The following is a 25,247-nucleotide window of genomic DNA, read 5'->3' as shown; positions in this document are numbered from 1 at the left end:
CCACTGCCTGATTAGCGATAGACCTTTAGCGCAGGAATTTCGATGATCGCATAACTTATTAAAAATGATAAAAATAACAAACTGTTGGGGATCTGTTAACGACGAAATCATGTTAGTTGAAGGCTTTTATAATCTCAGGAAAAATACCGTTTTATACTGCTGTAAAAATAACCCGGGAAGTGGCTCCCCCGCAGGATAACTTCCCCTGCCATATTTACTGTCTATTGTTTTAATCGCCGGGGTGGCTTAACGCGTCCGGGAGGCTACTGCCAGCAACACACCAAAAATTACCAGTAAGCCGCCAAAAATTCGATCCACCCGGTGACGTACCGCCAGAAAGCGGTCACGAACCCTTCCCGCAGAAAAACAGAGCCCTACCAGACTGAACCAGACCATATGAGCCACCGAGATAAACAGTCCGTAGCCGATTTGCGCTATCAGTGGTGTCTCCGGCTTTATCACCTGCATAAACATACTAACGATAAAGACAGAGGTTTTAGGATTCAGTACATTGGTCAGGAAACCGGTGCGTAAAGCCCCTGCATCTGACAAAGGTGCCAACCGGGTGTCAGTCACCGTGCCACCGGCTTTTGTGCGAAGCATTTTTATGCCCAGCCAGATAAGATAAACAGCGCCTGCCAGTTTGATGGCATTAAACAACCAGAGTGACTGCTGTATCAGCACGCCCACACCCAGCAATGTATAAGAGACATGAACCAGAACGCCTAAGCCTATCCCGAACGCTGTGAGCAGCCCCGCACGACGCGAAAGCAGCAAACTGTTGCGTGAAACCATAGCAAAATCGGGGCCGGGGCTGATGACGGCGAATATTGTGATGGTGATTACAGCTAGCAGTTCAGTCATAATACTTCCCTTTGTAACTTAATGAATGTACCGACTTTACTGTACATAACCTCCGGTGAATAACGATGTTATCTGACAAAGATTGTGAGCCTGGATCACCATTACCGTCGGCTCGTCTGCCGTCTCTGATTGCCTTACGCAGTTTTGAAGCAGCGGCGCGCCACGAAAACTTTAGCCGGGCAGCCACGGAGCTGCATATTACCCATGGCGCGGTCAGCCGGGCGGTCCGACTGCTTGAGGAGGAACTGGGCGTTCCGCTGTTTGAGCGGCGCAGCCGGCGCGTCTTTCTGACCGAAGCCGGTCACAAACTTGCCATTGCGGTCGGCGAAGGGCTGGACGTTATGCAGCAGGCTGTTGATGCCTTGCGCGCCAGCGTACGGCAGCGCCAGCGGTGGGTGCTTTCCTGCGAACCCACACTGCTAATGCGCTGGCTGCTACCTCGCTGGCCTGCGTTCCAGGCACAGCATGCAGGGACTGAGATATGCCTTGCGGCCGGTGGCGGGCCTTTTTCATTTGCCGGCGGCCTGGACCTGGCGATCCGGCGCGATGACTTTGACTGGCCGGAAAGCTATTTTGCCGCACCCCTCTTCGCAGAAAAGGTAGGGCCGGTATGTCGCCCGGATAAAGTTTCCCGCTGGTTTACCGCTAATGCCCCGGGTCCCGAACTGGCTGCGGGCGCTGAGTATCTTCATACCCGTACACGCCCCGATGCATGGCAGGCATGGGCCCGCGCCGCAGGTCAGCCTGCAGTCGGTCCGGGAGGCCAGAGTTTCGATCATTTCTACTTCAGTCTGCAGGCAGCCGTTGCCGGACTTGGCGTAGCGATTGGTTCGTGGTATCAGGTTTGTGACGATCTTGAGAGTGGCGTTTTATCTGCGCCAATGGGCTTCGCCGGGGATGGCTCCCGCTACTACCTGCTCTCTCGTGAACCCTTCGAGCCGGGTAGCCTGCAGGCAGACCTGCTTACCTGGCTTCGGACACTGAATGAACCACTTCAGGTGTAAGCCACGATTTTATGCGTTCCTCGAATAATAACCGGGGATCAGACAATTGCCACCAAATTGCCCGAATACCGTAAAAGCACCAATTGTACAAAATTTGATCTTCTCGTAAGGTGTACCGGACCGATACCGATGAAGATGAGGAGACCGTATGGACACGGTTGAAGAACTTAAGGGTACGTATTTTTATAGAGGAATTCCCAACCTTTCTGCAGGAGAATTATTTCCCGGGTTCTCTCCTGATGCTGTAAATGAGCAGTCTGGTACATCTGATATTGTGGCCGTTGCATGCTAATTCCTGGCCAGCCTGTTCGACTCACAAGGGGTAAATTTGGCGGTGCAACGAAAGGGACATCTGTAGCCTCAGAAATGGCACGACGGCGTCTTAATCCGGAGCTACCCTTTCGTCTCCCGACATTCACTAATGCCAGCCTGCGAACCTTAAAACCTAAAATGGTTAACCCTCCTGGAGCATTCGTCGGGCGTACGGTTCCTGTATTGGGGTGGGTCATCGTCGCCTCTGATGTGGCTACAATCGCTTTCAGGGCTACAGTAAATTACAACCGCATTGCCAGGGGGAACGATAAAATATGGTGACCGATGAAAAAGTCCTTAATTACTTTCGCCGGCAACTACCGGTGGTTAAATCGTTACTAATGAAATCCATTCCACTTGATGCAGACACTATTCTGCAGGAATATGCTGAAGTAGAAGATCTGGCGCTTGCGATAGATAAATTCTCCGAAGAATTTGATATTGATGTCTCATCATTAAATATTGAAAATTATCTCCCGTGGAATATTCCGTGGTTTTTCCGAAGCTGGTTTACTAAAAAACCGGTAACCCAATCCAAAAAAACGCTCACCGTCAGAATGTTTGCTGAATCCGCCAAATCAGGCCGATGGTTATATGATTAACCCTTACTTTCAGGGAGCGACGACTCCCGGACGTTGTTTCCAGACACCTTCTGCAGTAAATATCCGGGGGTTTGATAACTTAAAACAGTAGCTGGTTCTGTATTTTTAGCCTGTCGTCTTTTGAACACAAGGAGGCCATATGGATACGGTTGAAGAACTAAATGGAACTTATTTTTATGCAGGAAGATCTAACCTCAAAGCAAGCGAACTATTTTTCATGATTTTTTGTGAAAAATTTGTAGAGCAGCCTGGATTAGGGGTAGCTGATTTTTCCGCTGTAGTCGCTTTACTGGCTGGAAGGAATGATCAGCTAACGAGAACCAAGCCTCGCGATGCAATCGACGGAACCTCGTACCTATCAAAAGCATCACGCAGAGCCTTTGGCAACGCTAAATTCCCATACGGGATCAGATTACCAACCTTCATCGGCGGTTACACTCCCTGGACAATGAAACCCCGAATGGTCGCCAAAGTAGGTACGTTTGTTGGCCTAACTATTCCTGTCATTGGCTGGGTAATCTTAGCCTCTGACGTGTCACAAATTTCATATAAAACCGTTCGTGATTACAATAAAATTGCCAGGGGTAATGATAAGGTATGGTAACGGACAAAGAGGTTCTTAAATTCTTTCGTAACGAGCTATCAATACCGCTTAACCGGAAGTGGCGTCCAATCCCTTTGGAATTAGACACGCATCTACAGGACTATTGCGCTCCCGATGAACTTCCTTATGTGATCGAAGATTTTGGTCAGAAATTTGATATTGATGTTTCTGAAATCAATATGAATCGTTACTGTCCAATAATCAAAATACCCTTACTTAAGCGATTAATAAAAGGCCGGGCAATCATGAGGAAAATAGTCTCTGAGCGCCCGCCATTTACCGTCAGAATGTTCGCTGAATCTGCCAGAGCAGGCCGCTGGTTATATGATTAACCTTCCCTTTCAGGGAGCGATGATTTCCGGACGTTATTTCCAGATACCTTCTACAGAAAATAACCGGGGGTTTTTATTAGCCAACACGACCAAAGGGACTTTCTTACGTATCTATCGGAGCAAGAGCTTTGTTTAGGAAAAATCCCATACGTATCTTCTTCTGTAAATAAGGCGAAGTAATCTCCAATACTGAAAAATCGATAAATAGTATGTCGGGGATGAAGGTATTACTAATTTAGATTTTTGCAGTCAGTGGAGTTGAAGCCAGAAAAATGGAAACTCTATAAACATATATCTTCTGCTTAGATGAGGATTAATCATGGATGATGGCATAAAAATAGTGATTTCACCGGTTCAGCTTGCTGCAGTACTGACTGATAGCTCTGTGACGGAAGGTGAGACGCTAAGTAATCGTCTATATGGAGGGCTGGGACTCGTAATGGGGACGTTGGAGCTTGCTGGCGTGAGCGCGCTGTGCATGGTGCCTGAACCTACCGGTCTGACCAAGGCTGCATGCGTAGTTATTGGAGCCCATAGTATGGACAGTATTAATACTGCTTTACGGGTTTATTCAGGTCAAAATATACAAAGTGCAACTTTCCGTTTAGCTGTGGTGATGGCTAAAAAATTCGGCGCTGATGATGACACTGCCTGGAACATTGGATTGACCGTAGATGTAGGTGTGCCGGTGGCTTTTTCTATTGGGCTTGGAGCTGTGAGAGTAGCTTCTGTGCGCGTGGGAAGAATCCAACTGATTCAACATGAATCAGCACCAGGGGTAAAACCTGGTGGCCATACGATATCAAGACATGTTGCCAAAACACAGGATGAATTAGCAAAGCGCCTTGAAAGTACTGCACATCTGATGCGAAAGCCTGATATGGTCAGTTCATTTAGTAATATCAACCTGGCAGAGAAATCCATCGCTAACGCGTTGAAGGTGAATAAAGAGTGGATAAAAATTTGGGCTTCACGCCAGGCACGGCATAATCTAATTATTACCTACGATGCCGGAAAAGTTATTGGTTACTCACTTTTCAGAGGTAGTGACAAGTTAATAAATACGACTAAAGTAAAGATTGTACTTAAATACGAAACTTATAATGGTAAGCCATATTATATTTTAACCGCATTTCCGGAGGTTTATAATTATGCTTTCAACTACCCAGATTGATATTATGATTGAAGGTACACTTAATCAGGACTTCGACTATATTACCGGAGCTAAAACTATTGATGATGCCATCGATATTTATACAAAAGGATTAGCTACCCAAGACCATCAGGATTTAAAAAAAGAAGTGTTTGCATTTCTTTGTAACGATGACAATGCTATCAAATCAGAATTCAAAACGCGTTATTGTAATTATTTTTCGGCAGAGGAAGGCAAGGGATTGCTTTTACGCGTGCTTAAGGGTCTGGAAAAAGCGGAGAAGAATTGAGAGTTAGTCACCGAAGAATCATTAGCCTCGTTCATCAGATGATCACCGTCTGTTCGCCACTGCGACCTTGCTGCCGGGATTCTAACGAGATTATTGTCTTCGATTGCCCGGCCCCCCAAATAAAGGGACTTTCTCGCTGATAAGGCTCTTAAGTAAATTAAGCAGGGTTCTATCCTTGCGACCAGATGACAAGCCTCAGTGTGAACCGTTCTGTTAATGGCCCGGCTGATCTACCGATATCCGTGAGGCGGCACGTATAATTACCGCAGTTTTTCAAGAACAATACCGCTAATATCGAGGCCAGGGCTATTACCGGGTGGAGGAAGCAGATGACAGATCGAGCAACCGACGATAAGGCTGGCAGGGATATCTGGATGGGCAGTACTGAACTCATTTCAACATCGAAGCTACATATAGTTCCGGATCACAAGCCTTATAACGGTAAACCCTGGTCCATTCTCACAGCCTTCCCTGGAGGGTAAAAACGGTGAAAACATCCTATCCGTTAATCAAAAATCTGATGGGTGCGTATCTCAATCAGGATTACGATTACATCTGTGAAACAGAATCTATTGAAGGGGCTATGGATTACTACATCTCCGATTGCCCGACCGAAGTTCTGGGCCAACTGGCCGACGAATTTGAACTCTTTCTCACTGATTACCCGGATAACCCGGACAAAGCGTTTGAGGAAATTTTTCAGCCCGGAATTATTATTACGGATATCCGGGTATTCTTTAGAGTTTTTATCCAAAAAATTATCAGGGCCGATAAGGAATAGCAGCTTCAGAATTCAAAACCTGAGTTTATGCGTTACTTTAACTGCCAGGAAAAACTGCCAGAACATTGGGAATTCGTAATATTTCACCCTTTACGGGTCGCTCAATTCCTTTAGCCGGAGTGATTATCCTTAGCACTGATATCTTGCCAATCGCCTATTGTACATAACGTAACTACAACATTATTGCTCAGGGAAATGATAAGTTATGACAGATAAAATCATAGAGCCTAAAGTGTATGAGCTGGTGAAGCCTTATGCCGGCACTTATCTATTCAATCTAAAAAAGGTAGAGCTGACACCTGACACTGATTTGGATACCGATCTAAATATTGACGAACTTGAAGCTGAAGATCTGATGAATGACTTTTTCAGGGAATTCAGTGTCGAACGGGGCCATTTCAAAATTGAAACTTACTACCCCTCTGCACCTTTAACCCGGAATCCCTTCAGGAAACCTCCGCCAATACCTGTCCCGGACTTCACTATCCGCATGCTTATCGAATCAGCAAAGGCAGGACGCTGGTTATATGATTAACTCCTCTGTTCCGAAGCTATCCTTAAGCATTTTAATCAGACTAGATGTCAGAGGCCTCATGCCTCCCGTTTTTGTCAAACGAAAAACTATCTATGCCAGAGCCGAAAGGATACGACACTACCTCAGGAATGGATGTTGCTTGCAGTTGTAACCGACCGGCAAATTGGGGATGTCCGGGTCAGACTCTGAGCGATACTGCCGTTACTCAGTGATGTCAGAAATTGGATAGGCACTGCTGCCACTATGATAGCCCCGAGTGCATCCAGCGGGTGATCGCAGTAACTAGTCCATAGCTAAAGCTTTGAACCCACCAGCCCGGAACCCATTATCCCCGCAACCCAGGACACCAGAAAATAAGCCACCTGTTTCAGAGAACATATCCAGTATGTCGGAGGATCTCTAAAAGTGAATGGTTCTTTTTTCAGGGATGCTTACAGTACTTTCGGTGTGATTTGTGCTTTTACACTAAACAAATAATCCTTAAAAAAAGACCCGTCAGATAAATCTGGCGGGATCCTCGTGTGAGTAATAACAGACATTCTGTAAAAAGACAGTTCGAATGTCTCAACTCAGTTGATGAATGGTATCCGCTATTTAAGAAAGAACTTCCCGATTACCATTATGTCCTGGTTCTGAGACAATCCCATCAGCCTCCATTTGCTCAATAAACCGTGCTGCCCTGTTGTAGCCAATTTTGAACTGACGCTGAATAGCTGCAATGGATGCACGGCGATTTTTTACTACAAATGCAACAACCTCATCAAATAAGGGATCAGCTTCATTATTTCCCGATGCTGTAACCTGCAGCAAGGGTTCGCTTTGTTTTTTATGGACTGAGGGGATTGACTCACACCTGACTGCTACCAGAAATTTAGGGTCTATACCTTGCTCAATAGCAAGATGTTCGAGGAACTCATGCAGGGCTTTATCGATGTCTGAAGGGTTAGTTACATCTAAAAATTTATGTCCTTTAGCTGTCAAGATCCACTGTTCAGAGTATTGCTCCCAAACGATAAAAAATTTCATTTTTCTTCCCACAAAGACGAAACAGAGGATAGTAATATAGACTCCAGGATCATGTAATTAAATCCCTTTTTCTGTTCCGAAAATAGAGCCTTACTGCCCACAGAATGCTTCCGATACTGATATAATTTATCGGTTACCCCTGACCCTGTGTGCAAGATGTTTTAGTTTTCCCGGAAGCTACACCTAATAGAAAATCTCCTGCCTCCTGATTACAGAAATTCTCCGTATTGTGCTCATCGTGAACACTGGCAGAAGAGATACCGCTCACTCCACTCCATAATGTATCAGCGTAAAGAGCCTGCCAGATGGTGCATCAGCCAGGTTGATAAAAATAACAGGGGCCAGAGGATCACTGATCGCAAAACCTCTGAAATCTTTAACGCTGAGAGGCCGGTGAGTATTCCGGAAAGCTTTGTATGTGTTGTTTTATCACTGAAAGAAAGGAAGGAAGAGTTCCTTATGTGACTCAGCCAGTAATGACTCTCTTCCTGTACTCTGCCGCCATGCGGATGATCGCGGCCATTTTTATTTCATTTTTCTGGAAAGAGTGTCCTTCCGGATCTTCTGCTAACTCAAGAACGTAAAAGTGATGTATTCCATTCCACTGAAAGTATGAGTAAAAAAGCAGAGTATCACTGGAACGCCATGACTGGGCCCGGGCCAGCCAGGAGTTTAGTTCGGTATCAGTGTGTCCATCAAAGACATGTACATGATGAAGCTGTTCGTTCTTTGCTGCAGGCTTGGGGAAATGGTTAGGTTTATCCTTCCCAAAGAAATCAACAATCGTCAGATATTCCATCTGGACAGACATGTCAGGCGCGGGAAGATTACCTAAATCAGCGCTCTGCATTTTGTAATCAATGAATCCGTCATAGAGTTCGGTGAGTCCACCAGTCGAACCCATTCTGTGTGATATCGTCTGGCTTACATCAAAAACCAGACGATGTCCGTCGTCAGAGATAACATTCCTGAGGAAAACCTCATCCCCCATCAGGATGATGCCTTACACACTTTTTTCTCAGTATCACTCTGTACCGGGGAAGCAGGAACACGCTGAGCCCTTACAGTTTCAGCAATACGAAACATCTTCTCACGACTGCAGCTTTCCGCACCCGGATTCTGTTTTGCTGGTTTACTCATAAAACCTCCTTGCGGGGACAATACTCACAGGCAATGTGGATCCTTATGAATAATGCATAGCGAGTAAAATTTGCACAATTATAACACACCACTCAGGCCTAAAAAACACCCCTAATCAGTCCCTGAAATGCTGTGCAAGATGTTTCAGTTTCCCCGGGCTTCAACGGACCTCAGTCATCTTAAATGACGCTATGGATTTGCCTGATTTACGGATTGTATTTCTCTGACAGATGCGAGCTGGTGGTTCGCTTTTTCTATCGCAGCCAGTAGCGGTGCTATCCATAACACCGCCTGGCAATATGTCAGCCTGCCGGAGGAAGCGGCACCAGTACCGGAGCGGTCAGTGCGGCTGGCAGAGGCAGGCAGGGCTGCGGTACGTAAACGGTACGTGGTGCGGAGCAACCCGTCAGCAATATCAGCAGGGATAGCATAGTCACTGCTTTTTTCGCGCCTGAGGATAGTTCTGTATTCAATGACGTTCTCCTGTGATCGGGCGTCTGTACCGGCTGCTGCCGTGACTGAATCTGCAGCCACCTTATTGTACAGCGATGCTAAATCTGCCTGACGCGCGATAACCTTACCCTGCAGAACGATTTGCGCCTCTGCATTTTCTGCCCGTTTCACGGCCGTTCTGTAATATGCGGTCATCACTGCAGTTCCCAGCAGTGAGGTCACCAGCACCGACAGCATTATCGCCATCAGCTTAATATTCATCCGGCTTCCCCGTTTACCATCATCTGACTCAAAGCCCGCTGATAGCGTTCAGTCCTTTCCTTCAGCCCCTTCCTGCCACCGTTAATCAACAGTGTCACGCTGAGTATGTCTCCCGGGCATTGCAGACAACCCCGGCAGGCATAAAACCAGGCTGCAGAGCGGGCAGCTTCGGTGTCTTTTTCAAGCAACTCAGGCATGGAAACCAGATCCAGATTCAGCGCTGTACCACAGGCAGTGTAATTATCGCGGCCGGTGATTTGTATCAGCCCGCGACCGCGGTATTTCCAGCCATCATCTTTATACCGGTTGCCCATTCTGTTCTGATACACCAGTGCAGCTATCGCTGCCTGCTGCGCCGGCTTTCCCCGTCTCCGGCCCAGCATTTGTGCCTGATACGTGGTTATCCGTCTTCCGAAGGTTGTCAGTAATGCCTCAGGGGTATAGTTAAAGCTCTCCAGAAGCTGCCGGAATCCTCCCGACTCGTGCCCTGTCTGGGCGATAAACATTGCCTGGTCCTGCGGTGTCTGTATCCCGAATTCTTCCATTGCAGCCATTACCGGCCGAAACCAGCGCACAGCGAGTCCGGCGCTGATACCAGCCGCCATCCGAAATTGTTCCTGTTCCATGGTCAGAGCCTCAAAGGAGAGAGTAACCGTGCAATATTTCCTCTGGCACGGCATACCGCTATACAGATAACAGAATTAACCAGTACCACCGGCCAGTGTGTTCCGGTGTAATGTCCTGACAGATAACCTATAGGGATGCTGCCGTAAATCATCACCACAGCCCAGGCTATCAGTGAGATGAAAGGCCGGTACCGGTGCCCCTGCTTTTTCCAGAACATCAGCACGATGACTATCACCATACTTAGCAGCGAATTGCACAGTGCAGGCCAGTTATGAATCTGCATTGCCTCCCCCTCCCCGTATCCGGGTCAGAATCTGAGCGATACTTCCGTTACTCAGTGATGTCAGAAAGCGGATAGCCACTGCAGCCACAATGACAGCCCCGAGTGCATCCAGCGGGTGGTCCCGGTAACCGGTCCATTGCTGAAGCTTTGCCCCCACCAGCCCGGAACCAATTATTCCCGCAGCCCAGGACACCAGAAAATAAGCCACCTGCTTCAGATGCCCGAGACCGGGTGAAGACGCGACATAAAACGTTGCACCGGCGAACGCACCAAACAGTACGCCGTAATCAGCTCCGGTAAGCAGACCATACAGACTGACTCCGGTCAGTGCCGCAGTTGCAGCTCCGGTACCGGATATGGGTTCGGACATGATGTCCTCCGAGTTCAGGGATGAGTGACCGGGCAGTGATATTTTGGGTGGAAACTGTGACCACCGACTCACATGCCGGGCGCTTATATTGATATGGTGTGTAAAGTGTGTATAATTTATTCGTCAGCAGGGAGAACGGAGGGACGTTGAAAAGTTCAGAGCTGATAAAACTACTTGAGAAGAACGGCTGGCAACTTGAACGTGTCAGAGGCAGTCACCATCAGTTCAGCCACCCGTCAGTGTCCTATGTTATTACCGTCCCGCACCCCAGAAAGGATCTCAAGCCCGGTACGCTGAAACAGATACTCAAAGCGGCAAACCTTAAACCCTGACGGCACCCTGCTGCCTGATACCTGACGAGGTCACTATGTTATTTCCCGCCTTCGTGGAAGTTGATAAAGATAAGACAGCCAGTGGCTGGTTTCCCGATATTCAGGGATGCATCTTTGCCGGAGACACTCTCGAAGAGGCTTATGAGGATGCAAAAACCGCTATCTGCGCACATCTGGAGTTACTGGCTGATAAAGGATTGAGTCTGCCCTGTGCGCAACCTGTCGAATTCCATATGGCCGCGAGCCCTGACGACTATGAAAATGGCCGCTGGCTCTATGTCGATGTGAATATGGATAAGTTTGACGGACGCACTGAGCGTATCAATGTGACCTTACCCAGACGTCTCATAGATAAAATCGATAGTCTGGTGTCTTCGGATACCCGGTATCCCAGCAGAAGTGCCTTTCTTGCTGATGCTGCCCGCAAACAAATGACGAAGGTTTAATCCCTGTGCATGGGAGGATGGCTGTACTGCGCAACAACCTCCCTGACTGTCACATCGAATCGTTCACTCTCGAGTTCCACCCCTAATGCCTGGCGACCGCAGTGTAATGCTGCTTTAATAGTTGAACCTGATCCCATAAAGAAATCAGCCACCAGCTCACCGGGCCGGCTGCTGGCCAGGATAATATCCCGCAGCATATCCGCAGGCTTTTCACAGGGATGTTTACCGGGGTAATACGCAACCGGCGGGTAAGTCCAGACATCCGTATACGGCACGGCAATCGACACTACAAAATAGCGTCTAAGCGACTTGAGTATTTCTGAGCGTGCTTTGTATTCCGTGAAGAGTTCGTGGTAGTTGCGGTTCAGGATCCCGGCATTAGTCGTCTTTGTTGAAGTAAAAACGTACTCGCCGGCACTCTCTGCAAATAGTCTCTGCAGATTGAGATAATCCTCTTCTCCCGGCAGATACCACTGTTGCAGACTGAACCAGTGTGACGCAGTTTGTTTTCCCGTTCGCCTGACAATCTCACTGACACTCAGCCCGGCCTGACTTCTGGCATTGCGGAAATAACTAATCAGTGGAGCCATCACTCCGGCTCTCAGAGAACTGCTGCGGGTATTATTGCAGTCTGCTCTGTCCTGAAAAGGACCAGGGTAAGGTTCAGCAAACAGAATACGTTCGGTGGAGGGAAAGTAACTCCGCAGGCTTTCTTTACAGCAACCCTTCCAGCGGCCGTTAGGCTTAGCCCATATTATATGGTTCAGAACATTGAAGCGGCGGCGCAACATGAGTTCGATATCGGCACTCAGCCTGTGGCCGCAGAAAAGGTAGAGACTTCCCTCGGGCTTTAGTATCCGGGCAAACTCCCCCAGACATTTGTCCAGCCAACACAGATAATCCTCATCCCCCCGCCATTGGTGATCCCACCCTTCCGGTTTTACTCTGAAATAAGGCGGATCTGTCACAATCAGATCGACTGAATGCTCATCCATCCCGGCCATCACGTCCAGGCAGTCTGCATTCACTAATTCAGCGCCGGTCACACTTACAGTACGTTTCATAGATCAGCCAGCAAAATTTACTACCCACAAAAAATGAAAAACCCGCACAGTGGCAGGTTGTTAGAATGTTTTATCCTTATTTTATATGTAACCTTTTCGAGTATACGTTAAGTAAACCACTTCATGGCTAATTGTGCAATATTTAAACAAGGCGTATTATGAGTAACATCACATATACCATGTGATTCATAAAATTCCCTCGGTCAGATTTATGAATGATCACTTCGGAACCGCCTGTGATCTTCAGCATTATCCAAAAGCCTCTTCCTTGAAGCTATTTATCAGCAAGATATCTCATAGTAGTTAGTCCTGACTAGATTTAGGCCTGACTAGATTTAGGCCTGAACCGTAAATTGAATCTATGAAGGTGTGCTATCAGCATTGATATGAGAAGATTTGATGTAAATATTCAGTATAATGATGGTATCAAACTATAGTTTATGAGTCCCGATTTGAAAGCGATTGATTTATTTGCAGGTGCAGGAGGATTCTCACTTGCAGCCTTTGATGCAGGTATCGAGGTGCAGGCTGCGATTGAGCTTGATATGCTTGCTGCAGAAACCTATCACGTCAACCTTGTCGATAAATACCATGTCAAAACACATGTTTTTTCTCAAGATATTTATGATGTTGACATTGATGCACTAATGAAGTACCAGGGCATAAAACAGGGTGAGCTGGATATTTTATTAGGTGGTCCTCCTTGCCAAGGGTTTTCTGTGCATCGAATCAATGATGCAGGGAAAGATGACCCTCGCAATAACTTACTTTTCCGGTATTTTGATTTTGTCGAAAAGCTGCGCCCAAAAGCTTTTCTGGTTGAAAATGTTCCAGGTCTCCTATGGCCAAGACATGCAGAATATTTAGATACATTTATGTCTCTAATCGCAGAGCATAGATATGTCATTCCTGGTGGTACTCCTGTCATACTCAATGCTAGGGATTATGGTGTTCCACAAAATCGAAAACGGGCATTCATTCTTGCTATTCGTAACGATATACCTACTGAAGGCATGGTTTGGCCTCCAGTCGCAACGCATCATAAATCAGGTCCAAATCCGTGGCTTACTGCCTCAACTGTGTTCGAACGGCCTCCGGAGGATATATTGAGTATATTCAAAGAGCGCCTTATCGAAAAATATCATTTTCCTGCATTGGCTGCAGAACACTGTATTAGTGGATTAAACTGGGGTAAACCTCTTGTTGAAGATGATCCTTGTAATATCAGAATGAAGCATTCACAGGAAATGCTAAACCTGTTTGCTAAAACCCCTCTCCTTGGAGACAGGAAGGAGTCAGGTCGCCAGTTAGCATGCCACGTTGCCCATAATGGACATAAAGATGTATATGGGAGGATATATCCGCATACACCATCAAATACTATGACTACTGGGTGTTACAACCCTTCTAAAGGCCGCTTTGTGCATCCCTGGTTACCTCACGGTATATCTTTGAGACATGCCGCACGACTTCAGACGTTTCCGGATGACTATATATTCAAAGGTGGCTCGATGGCTATCGCTCGGCAAATTGGTAACGCAGTACCTGTGAAATTAGGTGTAACTCTCCTCGAGACTGTTAAAGCACAACTGACAAGCCTGTGAGATCGGGTTTCAAAACTAATCCAACGATGAACTACGACAAGAGAGGAATGTGAATCATGACAAGGCATGTCACTTTTCAGACAAAGGCCAGAACCATAGACCATCTAGGTCGAGAACAAATTGCCGACTGCCCTACAGCTATATCAGAGCTTTGGAAGAATGCTTACGATGCGTATGCGAAAGAAGTCAGTCTACATATATTTGATGGTGAAATACCTGTAGCAGCACTTCTGGACGATGGACACGGTATGAACCGTGAAGAGTTTGAGTCAAAATGGCTAACTGTTGGTACAGAGTCTAAAACAAACGGATTTTTCCCGCAGAAAACGGATCGAAATGGGTTATCTGAGCGACCTAAACAAGGTCAAAAAGGTATTGGGCGTCTGTCATCTGCTGCTCTCGGTCCATTATTATTGTTAATTTCAAAACGTGAAAATCAGGATTATGTAGCAGCTCTTATTGACTGGCGTTTATTCGAAAATCCTTTTTTATACCTCAATGATATCCGAATTCCAGTTCGTGAATTCAGTGACAAACATGAGATTGCTGAGGTCCTTCCTCTACTTTTCGACCAGATGATGGGTAATATCTGGGGAGAGCCAGATGATAGCTCCCGAAATATTCGTCTTAACGAAGCCTGGCAGGCATTTAGTAAACAGGAAAAATTAGATGGTTTGGAGCATTCTACTCAGCAGAGAATAGAGCAAACACTAATAAGCGATGTTTTTCGGGAAAATCAGTTCAACCAATGGTCTGTGTGGGCTGGGACATCCAGCCATGGCACAGCGATGTTTATAGCTGATATTCAATATGACCTTGCAATTCAACTTTCCACCTTGCCTTTAATGCAGGCGGATGATACAGAAAAAAGTAGCCGTGATAGATTCTTTCAGACATTATCTAATTTTACCGATCCCTTTACAGATGTGAATGAAAACAGGGTTAAAGATTTTTCATATAAGGTGATTAGCTGGCAAGGAGTAATAGCTCGTGAAATTATTTCACCAACACGTGAATTTGACCTGAGGGATTTGGAAGATCTTGAACATATTATAGATGGGCATGTGGATACTGAGGGATATTTTCGTGGGAGGGTAAAAGTTTTTGGTAATTGGATTGAAGATTACGTAATTAAGCCTAAGCAGGATTATAAAACTAGAAAAGACAGCGCATTTGGCGAATTTCATCTACGTATCGGAACTTTCGAAGTTGAGTATAAGTCGTCATCCCTTAATGCTGTACAGCATGCACACTTCAAAGAGCAGTCAGAACGATACGGCGGTTTTCGTGTTTACCGCGACGGGCTACGTGTAATGCCATACGGGCGCGTTGACAGTGATTATTTTTCTATTGAAGAACGTCGTTCAAAAAATGCAGGGCGCAGTTTCTGGTCTAATCGAAGAATGTTTGGCAGAGTAGCCATTTCACGTAAAGATAATCCTAACCTAAAAGACAAAGCAGGCAGAGAAGGGTTTATTGAGAACCGAGCCTCTAAACTCTTCCGTGAGATCGTTGAGAAAATCTTAATTGATTCAGCTGAATCCCTGTTTGGTAGTAAAGCGAAGGATCGTAAGACGATCATTGAAGATATTCAAGAGCAAAAAGAAAAATTGAAAGCCGAAGAGGACAGAACTAAGTTATTAACAAAAGAGCGTAAAAGAATTCGAACGGCAATGAAAAAAAATATAAATGACCTTACATTGATGGTATCAAACTTATATGATTTTCAGTCTAACTTAGCAAGCCGTATTAGATTAAATTCCCTTGAAGAACTACATGCTCTAAAGATTGCTACTGATAATTATGCTGAAACCATTCAGACATACTCGTTGAGTCCTGTACCAACAAATTTAGGCCGCTTAGAAGATGATTACCGAGCTTATCGAAAAGAAGAGCTTCGCTGTAAAGATATTATTCGTGAAATTACAATTGCCATCAACGAAGCCATCACCGAATCAACCCAAAAAACAGATTTTGAAAAAGCTCAAGAAGTATATCGTAGTAAGCTTTCCGCTATAAATAATTCTATAACACGATATTTTTCACTCGGAAAAGCTATGCTTTCTCGTCAACAGGGCGAGTTTGATAGGCTTGTGCGCGAATGCCGTGAACAGTACAAAATTAGCATGAAAGATATGCTGGAAGATCTGAAGTTAAGTAAAGTATCACTCGCGAGTGTACTAAATCGTCTTGATTCAGAACAGCAACGGATAGACATTGAGAATGCTCAGAAACTTTCACCATACGTTACGGCACTTGAACGAATAAACGAGCAAATTGACCTGGAAAATCTGGCTATACACAGTATGAACGAAACGACACGCCATCGTGATGAGGTCGAAAGATTACACTCTCTGGCGCAATTAGGTATCACGGTAGAGATTATAGGTCATGAACTTGAAGGGCTGGATCAAGAGCTTAATCATTCGCTGAAAGCTATACAGAAACATCCCCTTCAACCTGCTCAAAGCCAGCATGTTAAACAAGCCATACAAACTCAAAAAATGCTAATGGAAAAACTACGTTTTCTTTCTCCACTCAAGGTTTCAGGGAAAAAGGAAATTACTAATATAAGTGGAAATGATATTGAAAAATATATAAAAAGCTATTTCTCAACACAACTAGCTACAACCAATATCCAGCTAATCTTTAGCTCTTCATTTAGGAAATTAAATTTATTAGAGTTCCCCTCTCGAATTTATCCTGTATTTATTAATCTCGTTAACAATGCCATTTTTTGGGTAAAGAAAACAACTAATTCTCAACCGACAATCACTTTTGATTGCAAAGGTTGTGACGTTTGGATAAGTGATAACGGCCCAGGAGTGGATAGGGATGACTTATCCAATTTATTCACATTGTTCTTTACACGGCGCCTAAAAGGCGGGCGTGGTATAGGCCTGTATCTCTGTAAACAAAATCTGATGGCTGGTGGTCACACCATCCGTTATCAAAGCCAATCTATGCATGGTGAACCTAATGGAGCCCATTTTGTAATGACGTTTAAAGGACTTAAAAATGACTGATGTAGTAGCCAGTTATGAAGATCTTATAAAAGAAACCTTTATATCTCCAATTCGAAGCGTTACGGTAATTGATGATGAATATCCAACATTTTCATCATTATTAGAAGGTAATACTAATCTTTCAGATAAGAGGCCTAATACGTCATTGGATGATTCTAATGTTGATAGGCTACGTAAAATAATTCAGATGTGCCATGCAAAATATTGCTGGAGCATTGATATATTTGACGGAAAAACACCAGCTCTGGGTAGTAACGAAAAGAATCCATATTTAAAAGATGAGAATTCTATCCCCGCACATATTCACCACAGCGATCTAATCATTCTTGATTATCACTTAGACGGAGATAGTAATATCGATGATGGCAGTCGCGCACGGAAAATAATAAAATCCCTTGATAGTAACAATCATTATAATTTAGCGCTTATACATACCAAAGGAAATGATGGCGATATCAAAAAAGTATTCACTGATATCCTTCTAGAATTTTTTACTCTTGCCCCTTCTCATTTTTTGAATACTGATGAATCAATATCAGAAAAGATGGATGATTGGTTAGATGAAAATAATGAAGGGAGAGGTCACCTCTGGATTACTGATAATATTCCATTGCTGAATATATTGGAAGTTTGTAAACAATTCTCTTCTGAAAAGGATCTGAATCCACTTAACCCTGCATGCCCACTACATGCATTTTCTTCAGAAATAGATTCATTAGCTAAGGAAATAGGTTTAGATAAAACAGATCTGGTTCGCTGGCGATTAACTAAACAGCTTAAAGATTACCACATCCGTCAAGATAATTCCTCACGTACTGATCTGCAATGGAATTGGGATGAAAGTACAAATTTCATTAGTACCAGCAAAATATTTATTTCTGTTGTACGTAAAAGTACAAATAACCCAGAAGATGAATTAATTGGTTCTCTCAGTAAAGCTCTTTGTCATCATAATGCTTCACCTATGCAGCTTCTCATGGCTAGAATGCGTTACGAACTTGATGAGCGTGGAATAGGCCAAGCTACAGAAATAATGAACAATCGGTATGCTCAAGCTGGCTGGCTTTTTGATTTACTAAAGAACGGTGAGAGTGATTATGCACACGAGAAAGCTATAAACTTACACTGGGAACAATTAGCTAATGCATCTAGAGGAGAACTACGCCAGTTCTCAAAACGTATATTGGCTGCAGTGAAAAATAAGCACAACTCTGATGAAAAGACAATTGTTAAGTCTTTTTTCAAAGAGTGCATATCTAAAAGAGATTTAACTCTAGGACACCTCAACGCATACTCTTGCTCAATGCCAGTACGAAACACTCATCTTGTCACGGGTACAGTTCTGAACATTGATAATGAAATCTGGATCTGTTTGAGCCCCGCATGTGACCTGGTACCAGAACAAAGAACTAATACCTGGAAACATCGTATTGGTGATAATCACCTTGTTTTCAGAGCCGTAAAATTCGAAAAGATAGATTTATGCACAGCAAATAATAGAGCCAACAAAAATAATTATATTTATATAAATATAAATAACTCACCTGAAGCTTACTCTATCGGGGATAGTAACCCTCACTGGGATATTTTCTATGCGGCTGACCAAGGACGATTCATAGAAGATACTTCTTTGAGCTTACTTTCACCTAGAATGATAGACCAAGACGAAACACCTGAACTGGTGATGAAGCCCCTAAAAGCAACGGCCATATCAGAATTACGCTATGAGTACGCATTGAACCTTTTACATAAGTTTGGTGTTTCTCAAACACGTGTTGGCCTAGATTTTAGGGACCAAAATAGTTTGTGGAATTAGTATTATATTAAATATGGCGTGGGCATCGTATCATTGATGCGATGTCCAATCGTCACAATGAGCTCAAATCGCAAAATTATAATTTGATAAAAGTCATTTAATACACATCGTGTTCTCCCTGAGCCTTTTGTAAAACGGCCCATACAGCGCAAACTCTGCCACATTCAGCCAGCAGTCTATACGGCGTCTGCAGGTGGCCAGGCTAAGTTCAGGGTGCTGAGCTAAAAGCTCCTCCGCCATACGGCGTTTACTTTTACCATGACCATCGTAACGTTGGTGCAGGATCTCTATCAGCCCCGGGGACGATGAAAAAACCTGACCGACAATTTTATCTATCAGCAATGCCTCATCATCAGAGCAGAACGACAGCCGGCTGCTTAACCGCCCTTTCACGATCTCCTCCAGAAAGACCTTCAGTTCCTGTTTACTGATGCCAGCCGCACTGATTTCGGCGATGGCCCGGTTAAGAGCCTTTTTGGTCATGACCTCTGAGGCCAGTAACTGGTTAAAAATATTACCGCCCCGGTGCTGAGCGATATAAGACCAGCGGCCCCACATTTTTAAACGCCCCTGTACCCAGAGTCTGTCGAGTGTGTTCAGCCGGCATGCTTCATCATTCTTTGCCACTGCTGTCGGATAAATCATAATCATCTCCTCCGGTATTATTTATCGGCCGTTTTTATCACCCCGATGGCCATCGCCCGGTCCAGGAACCTGAACAGTAACTGCAGCTGCGTCCCGTTCTTCTCTTCGAATGCTGCTGTATCAGCATGCAGCCAGTGATGACATTCCCGGCACAGCGGTATCACAAACAGGTCGTGGGCTTTGGTTGCCGTTCCACCAAGACCATGCCCGGTAATATGATGCGGATCGTCTGCCTGCTTCCGGCAACCGAGACAGACCTGATGTTTTACCCACCCGGTATAGCGGCTGTTTTCCCAACGGCGACGTTTCGGTTTCAGCATCATTGCATCCGGGCTTTCCGGATCAGCCTGCAATGTCAGCATCGTCTCTGTCGGCAGCTCAGGTTCATCCGGTCCTGATAACTCATTGTCAGGTATCAGTCCCGACGGTCGTCCCTGCAGAGGTTCAGGCACAGTGGATATCATCAGTTGCGGCTGGCGAAACAGCGGCAACAGGTGAGGCCCGGGCCGGAACAGGACTATCCCGGTCAGTGGCGCCACATCAGGGGTCAGTAATACACGCATACTCAGTTCCTCCGCTCTCCCCAGGCCGATTATCTGAAACCGCCCGGGCTGCTGTAATCCACATCCTGATAACTCGCCCGGAACGGCTCACTGGCTGACGGTGCGCTCAGATCATCCCACTTATCGCGGGGTAGCCTGCCACGTGCGTTCCATCGGATTGCGCTGCTGAAATAACCCTCAAACTTACCGGCCCGGAAAAGCGTCCGTGGCTGCATGTAGTCGTACAGCCGGGTGCCGCGCCAGTGCTCATGCTTGTAGTCCACTACCAGCTCGAGATCACAGACGCTGTACCCCTCCCGCAGTCTTGCCCGGATATATTCCAGACTCGACCGTGATTTTTGGAAACGTGAAGCAGCGATCCGGTTCAGGTGGTTCAGAACCCTGATGGCATGATCAGTGATTTCAATTTCCGGGTCGGGTTTAGGCGAAACCGGACAAAGGGGTTTTAGATCTGATGGATCATGTTTTGAATTTACTGACGGATCGGGTCCGGTTTTCGGACGGTGAGAATGACGTTTTTTCGGGTTTTCTGAACGTTCAGATTTCGGACCCTGAGAATCTGACAGTCCGGATTCGGGACCCTGATACTCTGATGGTCCGATTTTCAGACCCTGAGGTTCTGACGGTCCGGATTCCGGACCCTGATTATCTGAGGGTCCCGTTTTCATACCCTGAGATTCTGACAGTCCGGATTCCGGACCCTGATGATTGTGCAGAGACTGGCAGCCTTTCTCTGCGGCTTTGCGCAGCTTCGCTACGTTCAGAATATACAGATTACTCATATTACGCTGGCCCAGCCGCCTTTCCTGTTTCTCGAGCCAGCCACCTCTGGCCAGCTCACTCAGCAGGGCAATCACCGTACTTCTCCCGGCACCCAGTTGTCTGGATATCGTATCTATCCCCGGAAACGCAATTCCCTCATCACTGGCATAGTCCGCCAGCCGCAGCATGATCAGCAGTTTGTTTCCTTTAAGCCCGGCGGCTGAACACCCGTCCCAAACATATGCCGATAATTTTACGCTCATCGCCCTATCCTCCCATCAGTTCGGAGGCATAACGCTCAGCTATCCACTGAATGCCTTTCCCTGTCACCCTGGTCTGTACGTAGGTATGTCCTGTTTCTGCCGCGCCGGTCTTTACGGTAAATAACCCGTCACGCTGACGAAGCGCATGCGGCAAAAGATTTCCGGATAGCCTGAATAACACTTTGTCACGCAGCAATGTCTCAATCATCAGTTTCTCAGGCATGTTGAGTATCTTCGCCGTCTCACGCAGGCTTTTAGCACCGCTGCTTTCCATATAGTGATCCACAAAAGCTACCTTACGGGCGTCTTCCTGGACCCTGTGTTCAAGCTCTGCATTTTTCTCAGCCATATCTGCCGCCATACGTAGCGCTTCCGGGAAAGAATGCGGTAGATAACTGAGACCCTCTTCAAGTTCACGCAGCCGGCGGATAATCTTCATTCTCAGCGGTACGCTGTAACCGGCAATCAGGCATTCCGTATGTTCACGGTCAAGTTCATACTCCCTGTATTGCTGCCCATTCTGGGGGTGTATCCAGAACCGGATATACCCCTCCGGCGATTCGCCGAGCTGTTCCAGCATGACCTCAATATCACGCATAACATGGCCATGGTGTTTACCGGTAAGGCGGGCAATTTCACGACTGCCCATACGAACGATTCGGCAAACTAACTCCGGTGGTGATGCCGGGACCGGCGTACTGTTCAGTTGCATTTCCATTGCATCCCCCTCCTGTTGTAAATACGAGACAGTGCTCTGGCACGTCCCTGATTACAGGGGATCCATTTGCCATGTAAACAACGTTCGTAGCAGTAGCGGGAATGACCTGAGGCAGGTGTAGTCCGCAGGCGCGGAAGGTAGGTCCGTTCGGTGAGTTGCTTCATGCGACACTCTCCCTATTCAGAGTTTATTCTCTGGTATCCGGTACGCCTTTATCCGGACATCTCCTGTTGCCGGCAATACTCCCGGCGTACTAGCGTAATGAGCTCCTTACTTCGGTAACATTTATCAGGATGGCTTCTCAGCTACACCATAGTGATGAGAAGCTGACTGCGGATCTGCTGCACTCAATTCAGGCCATAATCTTTGCCAGTCGTCAGGGTGTAACCCCTTCCGGCTAACTGCACCGTTGCTTTCCACCTCGAGCAAAACACACAGAGCTGCGCCCAGAGACTGTTTACAACTGATAGCTTTGCGCAGATATGAAAGTGAGGTTTTGCATCTGGCCGCGTAGTCCCGCTGGTGACTGAGGGTAAGTGAGTTTAGATATACCTTAAGTTCTTCCATGATCACTCCTTTGTAGAACTCCACTATATACTTTCAGGTATATAACTATCAATACTCAAAGGTCATTTACCTATAAGTAAGGACTAGTAAAATCTAACTTTATGAATATTGACAACATCCCCAGCATTTTTGAGTCTCGCAGACTGCGACTTAAAAAATTAGTAGATGATTTCGAAACCCAAAGGGCTTTCGCAGAGAAGGCTGGCCTGGACACGACTGTCGTTTCCCGCATGCTCTATCCCGTAGGGAAACCGAATCGCCGAAACATTGGCGAAAAAGCTGCACGGGAGATTGAAAAAGCTTTGAACCTGCCCATTGGATGGATGAATGGTTACGATCATAACCATAATTCAGAACAAGAAACGTCGGTTTCATGGAGTTCGAGCAAACGGTATCCGGTTATAGATTCAGGCCAAGCCGCTAACTGGCCTTTATCCAGAGAAGATTCAATGCATCAGCATCAGGAGCAATGGCTGGAATCAGATGCACAGATTACTGGTGATGGTTTCTGGCTACGGATTGAAGATGAATCAATGACTTCACCCTCCGGTGTTAGTATCCCCGAAGGAACTTACGTCCTCTTTGATACCGGTCGTGAAGCCCGGAACGGTAATCTGGTCGCTATCCGTATAAGTGACGATACAGCTGTCACTTTTAAAAAATTGATACTTGATGGGAGAAAAAAATATCTCAAGGCTCTGAACCCTATCTGGCCTTCTATTTCAGAAATTGAAGGTGAATATAGAGTCGTCGGAGTAGCTGTAGAAACAAAAATGAAACTTCTTTAGGTTGCGCCGGATAAAAAAGTAACAGATTAATCATGTCAATTTAGTGAAATTTTCCATGACCTGACATCAATGATTTTACTTACTCTAAAAATATAAAAATTTTTATTATCTAAAATTGATAACCTCATAATTTAAGAAGTTTGAAAAATACAAATTATATTTTGTATGCACATCAAAGGAATTATCAATGGCATTATACAGCATTGAAGACAAAGTAATCTCAGGCTTAAAAAAAACAAGCTATTCTGTTGAGGGTTTACAGGAACGTTACGACTTACAATTTGCAATAAAAAACAACATTTCAATTCTTGACCCTGACTGCCTTATTATCTCAGAAGAGTTTTCTGACTGGGAGGATAGCCGAAGAAGAATCGATCTGCTGGCTATCGACAAACAAGCTAACCTGGTAGTAATAGAACTCAAACGTGATGAAATCGGAGCGCATATGGAGTTGCAAGCATTGAGGTATGCAGCGATGATTTCTACTATGAGTTTTACAAAGGCTTGCGAATACTACCAACAGTATTTATATTCAAATAATATCGAAGAGAATGCTAAAGAAAAGATACTTGAATTTATCGATCTCGATGAGACTGAAATAACAGAATTCGGTAAAGATATCAGAATAATATTAGCATCATCGAATTTTGGAAAAGAGCTAACTACAACAGCTTTGTGGCTGAGAGATAAAGCTGTTGATATTAAATGCATCAGAATTACACCGTACACATTCAAAGGCAACGTCCTTATTAATGCAGAGCAAATAATACCAGTGCCAGAATTAGAGGACTATCAGGTTAAGTTTCGCGAAAAACGCATTGAGCAAACATCTATTAGTCAACGAACAGAAAAAGATTACTCACGATATAAATATAAAAACATGAAGTTAACCAAAGGAAGGCTTATGTTTAACTTATTTTACGACTGGATTAAAAAACATCAGCCTTACGACCTCAATGAAATAAAAGATAAATTATCGGGAATTTCATCACCAACAAAATTTTCCATTGCAGATGAAATACCGAGCCACAAAAAGGGAAGATTTAATTTAAACGAAGATGATTTAATTGAATTAGCTTCGGGGGAAGTGGTTGCCATATCAAATCAGTGGGGGATTGGAAATATCGATAAACCTTTAGAGTTTATGAAGAATGATGGTTTTATTTTCGAGAAAATAGAATCCTGATTATAAATCATCAAGTCTATAAAAAAAATGGTTCACTACAGAAAACCTTAGGTATAAGGTTATATTCATTAAGTGAAATATTCTTAAACAGAGCCAATACTGGTAGTTTGAAATCGCCTATCAATTGATACATTTGCAATCTTCAAGCAGGCTGATAAGCCTGCTTATCTTATCTTGTAAGAGATATGTTAAGACATACGAAAACAGCGTTCTTTCTGACTTATCTTTATTTTAATACCTTACAAACCAGCGCTTTTACCTATAAGTATTTTTAAATAAATTACCTATGGATAAACAAAGGGATAAATGTTATAAAATTATGGAAGTCACGTGTTACCAGGTTTAGGTTCGGATTTTGTTGAAGATCCTTCGTTTCGTTCTTCTAATTTTGCGTAATTCTTAAGAGGGGCTTGACAGATAAATATGCCCTATTTCGAAATTAAAGAGTTTCCATGCCAAGGATGATTTCAGTGAGTGAATGGGCACAGAATGGGTTCGGCAGCTCAGTCCCGGCCCGCAAACACTGCCACGTTATGCCAGAGCACGGGTGGTCGTCCCACCGGCTTTGAAAGTCGGTTCATCACTGACTGGTCGCAAGGAAGCAAGGTTTGCAGATGGGCAAGATCCATATTGCCGCCTGGTGCTCATTTGAAGGGATTATCGAAGATGGCAGCCAGACCCGGAACTCACGATATCTCTTTCCTTATCTTTATCGCAAATCAGATAAGCGCACCTTTCATATTTCCTGGAAATTTAAGCATCCCCTAACCGAAAGCTTTCATAGCCTCAGGTTTCCTAAGAAAGATGATTAAACGAACAGGGCCATTTTTG

The 25,247-nt window shown here is 45.1% G+C and carries 26 protein-coding genes and 3 pseudogenes; 17 read left to right on the top strand and 12 right to left on the bottom strand.

Annotated elements, in window-relative coordinates:
- Positions 1-246 precede the first annotated feature (246 nt).
- Positions 247-864, bottom strand: coding sequence for a LysE family translocator (locus JK223_RS00885; RefSeq protein ID WP_212712334.1), 618 nt, complete (start codon positions 862-864; stop codon positions 247-249).
- Positions 865-929: 65 nt separating this feature from the next.
- On the opposite strand from JK223_RS00885, the gene JK223_RS00880 reads away from it, so the two are divergent.
- The 9 genes and pseudogenes from JK223_RS00880 (at position 930) to JK223_RS00840 (ending at position 6,476) form a co-directional block, all read left to right on the top strand.
- A complete protein-coding gene (locus JK223_RS00880; RefSeq protein WP_212712333.1) occupies positions 930-1,868 on the top strand; it encodes a LysR family transcriptional regulator in 939 nt (312 codons plus the stop codon).
- A gap of 148 nt (positions 1,869-2,016) precedes the next feature.
- Positions 2,017-2,462, top strand: a pseudogene (locus JK223_RS00875) (STM2901 family protein).
- Positions 2,456-2,782, top strand: a complete 327-nt coding sequence (locus tag JK223_RS00870) for a DUF1493 family protein (RefSeq protein WP_212712332.1) — start codon at positions 2,456-2,458, stop codon at positions 2,780-2,782. Before JK223_RS00875 ends, JK223_RS00870 begins: the two are co-directional and overlap by 7 nt.
- A 139-nt stretch (positions 2,783-2,921) precedes the next feature.
- Positions 2,922-3,386: an STM2901 family protein gene (locus JK223_RS00865; protein ID WP_212712331.1), complete on the top strand. Its 465-nt coding sequence runs from the start codon at positions 2,922-2,924 to the stop codon at positions 3,384-3,386.
- Positions 3,380-3,718 (top strand): DUF1493 family protein, encoded by a 339-nt coding sequence (locus JK223_RS00860; RefSeq protein WP_212712330.1) that lies wholly within the window; start codon positions 3,380-3,382, stop codon positions 3,716-3,718. Before JK223_RS00865 ends, JK223_RS00860 begins: the two co-directional genes overlap by 7 nt.
- 319 nt (positions 3,719-4,037) lie before the next feature.
- On the top strand, positions 4,038-4,892 hold the full coding sequence (locus tag JK223_RS00855; RefSeq protein WP_212712329.1) for an RNase A-like domain-containing protein: 855 nt from the start codon (positions 4,038-4,040) through the stop codon (positions 4,890-4,892).
- Complete coding sequence (locus JK223_RS00850; RefSeq protein WP_212712328.1) at positions 4,870-5,160, top strand: contact-dependent growth inhibition system immunity protein; 291 nt, start codon at positions 4,870-4,872, stop codon at positions 5,158-5,160. Before JK223_RS00855 ends, JK223_RS00850 begins: the two co-directional genes overlap by 23 nt.
- Before the next feature lie 487 nt (positions 5,161-5,647).
- Positions 5,648-5,941, top strand: a complete 294-nt coding sequence (locus JK223_RS00845) for a contact-dependent growth inhibition system immunity protein (RefSeq protein ID WP_212712327.1) — start codon at positions 5,648-5,650, stop codon at positions 5,939-5,941.
- 205 nt (positions 5,942-6,146) lie between these two features.
- On the top strand, positions 6,147-6,476 hold the full coding sequence (locus tag JK223_RS00840; protein ID WP_212712326.1) for a DUF1493 family protein: 330 nt from the start codon (positions 6,147-6,149) through the stop codon (positions 6,474-6,476).
- 594 nt (positions 6,477-7,070) lie between these two features.
- Here JK223_RS00840 and JK223_RS16830 read toward each other — a convergent pair.
- From JK223_RS16830 to JK223_RS00810, 6 genes and pseudogenes are all read right to left on the bottom strand, one after another.
- Positions 7,071-7,265: pseudogene (locus JK223_RS16830) on the bottom strand (DNA translocase FtsK); the annotation flags it as partial.
- A gap of 703 nt (positions 7,266-7,968) precedes the next feature.
- Positions 7,969-8,493 carry a type II toxin-antitoxin system YafO family toxin gene (locus JK223_RS00830; protein WP_212712324.1) on the bottom strand — a complete coding sequence of 175 codons (525 nt, stop codon included), beginning with the start codon at positions 8,491-8,493 and terminating at the stop codon, positions 7,969-7,971.
- A gap of 338 nt (positions 8,494-8,831) precedes the next feature.
- On the bottom strand, positions 8,832-9,356 hold the full coding sequence (locus JK223_RS00825; RefSeq protein WP_212712323.1) for a hypothetical protein: 525 nt from the start codon (positions 9,354-9,356) through the stop codon (positions 8,832-8,834).
- Complete coding sequence (locus JK223_RS00820; RefSeq protein ID WP_212712322.1) at positions 9,353-9,982, bottom strand: glycoside hydrolase family 19 protein; 630 nt, start codon at positions 9,980-9,982, stop codon at positions 9,353-9,355. Before JK223_RS00820 ends, JK223_RS00825 begins: the two co-directional genes overlap by 4 nt.
- A 2-nt stretch (positions 9,983-9,984) precedes the next feature.
- Entirely contained in the window at positions 9,985-10,266 is a 282-nt protein-coding gene (locus JK223_RS00815; protein ID WP_212712321.1) for a phage holin family protein, read from the bottom strand.
- A complete protein-coding gene (locus JK223_RS00810; protein WP_212712320.1) occupies positions 10,253-10,636 on the bottom strand; it encodes a phage holin family protein in 384 nt (127 codons plus the stop codon). Before JK223_RS00810 ends, JK223_RS00815 begins: the two co-directional genes overlap by 14 nt.
- Positions 10,637-10,782: 146 nt before the next feature.
- On the opposite strand from JK223_RS00810, the gene JK223_RS00805 reads away from it, so the two are divergent.
- Both JK223_RS00805 and JK223_RS00800 read left to right on the top strand, forming a co-directional pair.
- The gene (locus JK223_RS00805; protein ID WP_212712319.1) at positions 10,783-10,968 is read left to right on the top strand and encodes a type II toxin-antitoxin system HicA family toxin; all 186 of its coding nucleotides are present in this window, start codon (positions 10,783-10,785) and stop codon (positions 10,966-10,968) included.
- A 35-nt stretch (positions 10,969-11,003) separates the two neighbouring features.
- On the top strand, positions 11,004-11,414 hold the full coding sequence (locus JK223_RS00800) for a type II toxin-antitoxin system HicB family antitoxin (protein WP_212712318.1): 411 nt from the start codon (positions 11,004-11,006) through the stop codon (positions 11,412-11,414).
- On the opposite strand, the gene JK223_RS00795 is transcribed toward JK223_RS00800, so the two are convergent.
- Positions 11,411-12,478: a site-specific DNA-methyltransferase gene (locus tag JK223_RS00795; protein ID WP_212712317.1), complete on the bottom strand. Its 1,068-nt coding sequence runs from the start codon at positions 12,476-12,478 to the stop codon at positions 11,411-11,413. The two genes, JK223_RS00800 and JK223_RS00795, sit on opposite strands and share 4 nt — an antisense overlap.
- Positions 12,479-12,930: 452 nt before the next feature.
- Between JK223_RS00795 and JK223_RS00790 the strand changes: the two genes are divergently transcribed.
- Genes JK223_RS00790 through JK223_RS00780 form a run of 3 tightly spaced genes read left to right on the top strand, consistent with a single transcriptional unit; the run spans position 12,931 to position 18,924 of the window.
- On the top strand, positions 12,931-14,082 hold the full coding sequence (locus tag JK223_RS00790) for a DNA cytosine methyltransferase (RefSeq protein ID WP_212712316.1): 1,152 nt from the start codon (positions 12,931-12,933) through the stop codon (positions 14,080-14,082).
- 56 nt (positions 14,083-14,138) lie between these two features.
- The gene (locus tag JK223_RS00785) at positions 14,139-17,108 is read left to right on the top strand and encodes an ATP-binding protein (RefSeq protein WP_212712315.1); all 2,970 of its coding nucleotides are present in this window, start codon (positions 14,139-14,141) and stop codon (positions 17,106-17,108) included.
- Positions 17,101-18,924 carry a response regulator receiver domain gene (locus JK223_RS00780; RefSeq protein ID WP_212712314.1) on the top strand — a complete coding sequence of 608 codons (1,824 nt, stop codon included), beginning with the start codon at positions 17,101-17,103 and terminating at the stop codon, positions 18,922-18,924. The genes JK223_RS00785 and JK223_RS00780 overlap by 8 nt, the downstream gene beginning before the upstream one ends.
- 93 nt (positions 18,925-19,017) lie before the next feature.
- Here the strand turns inward: JK223_RS00780 and JK223_RS00775 are convergent, their stop codons facing one another.
- The 4 genes and pseudogenes from JK223_RS00775 to JK223_RS00760 all read right to left on the bottom strand — a co-directional run bounded on the left by JK223_RS00775 (position 19,018) and on the right by JK223_RS00760 (position 21,875).
- Entirely contained in the window at positions 19,018-19,569 is a 552-nt protein-coding gene (locus tag JK223_RS00775; RefSeq protein WP_212712313.1) for a DUF1133 family protein, read from the bottom strand.
- Positions 19,570-19,586: 17 nt separating this feature from the next.
- Positions 19,587-19,922, bottom strand: a pseudogene (locus JK223_RS17095) (DUF968 domain-containing protein); the annotation flags it as partial.
- A gap of 239 nt (positions 19,923-20,161) precedes the next feature.
- Positions 20,162-21,157: a conserved phage C-terminal domain-containing protein gene (locus tag JK223_RS00765; RefSeq protein ID WP_212712311.1), complete on the bottom strand. Its 996-nt coding sequence runs from the start codon at positions 21,155-21,157 to the stop codon at positions 20,162-20,164.
- A 4-nt stretch (positions 21,158-21,161) separates the two neighbouring features.
- Complete coding sequence (locus JK223_RS00760) at positions 21,162-21,875, bottom strand: phage regulatory protein/antirepressor Ant (RefSeq protein WP_212712310.1); 714 nt, start codon at positions 21,873-21,875, stop codon at positions 21,162-21,164.
- 668 nt (positions 21,876-22,543) lie between these two features.
- On the opposite strand from JK223_RS00760, the gene JK223_RS00755 reads away from it, so the two are divergent.
- The 3 genes from JK223_RS00755 to JK223_RS17090 all read left to right on the top strand — a co-directional run bounded on the left by JK223_RS00755 (position 22,544) and on the right by JK223_RS17090 (position 25,228).
- Positions 22,544-23,230, top strand: a complete 687-nt coding sequence (locus JK223_RS00755; protein WP_249213395.1) for a LexA family transcriptional regulator — start codon at positions 22,544-22,546, stop codon at positions 23,228-23,230.
- 187 nt (positions 23,231-23,417) lie between these two features.
- Positions 23,418-24,416, top strand: coding sequence for a hypothetical protein (locus JK223_RS00750; protein WP_212712309.1), 999 nt, complete (start codon positions 23,418-23,420; stop codon positions 24,414-24,416).
- Between the two features lie 614 nt (positions 24,417-25,030).
- Positions 25,031-25,228 carry a phage integrase Arm DNA-binding domain-containing protein gene (locus tag JK223_RS17090; protein WP_371813007.1) on the top strand — a complete coding sequence of 66 codons (198 nt, stop codon included), beginning with the start codon at positions 25,031-25,033 and terminating at the stop codon, positions 25,226-25,228.
- Positions 25,229-25,247: the final 19 nt, after the last annotated feature.

The organism is Tatumella sp. JGM118 (genome assembly GCF_018257515.1).
Lineage (GTDB): Bacteria > Pseudomonadota > Gammaproteobacteria > Enterobacterales > Enterobacteriaceae > Tatumella > Tatumella terrea.
This window is presented reverse-complemented; position numbering and strand designations above follow the sequence as displayed.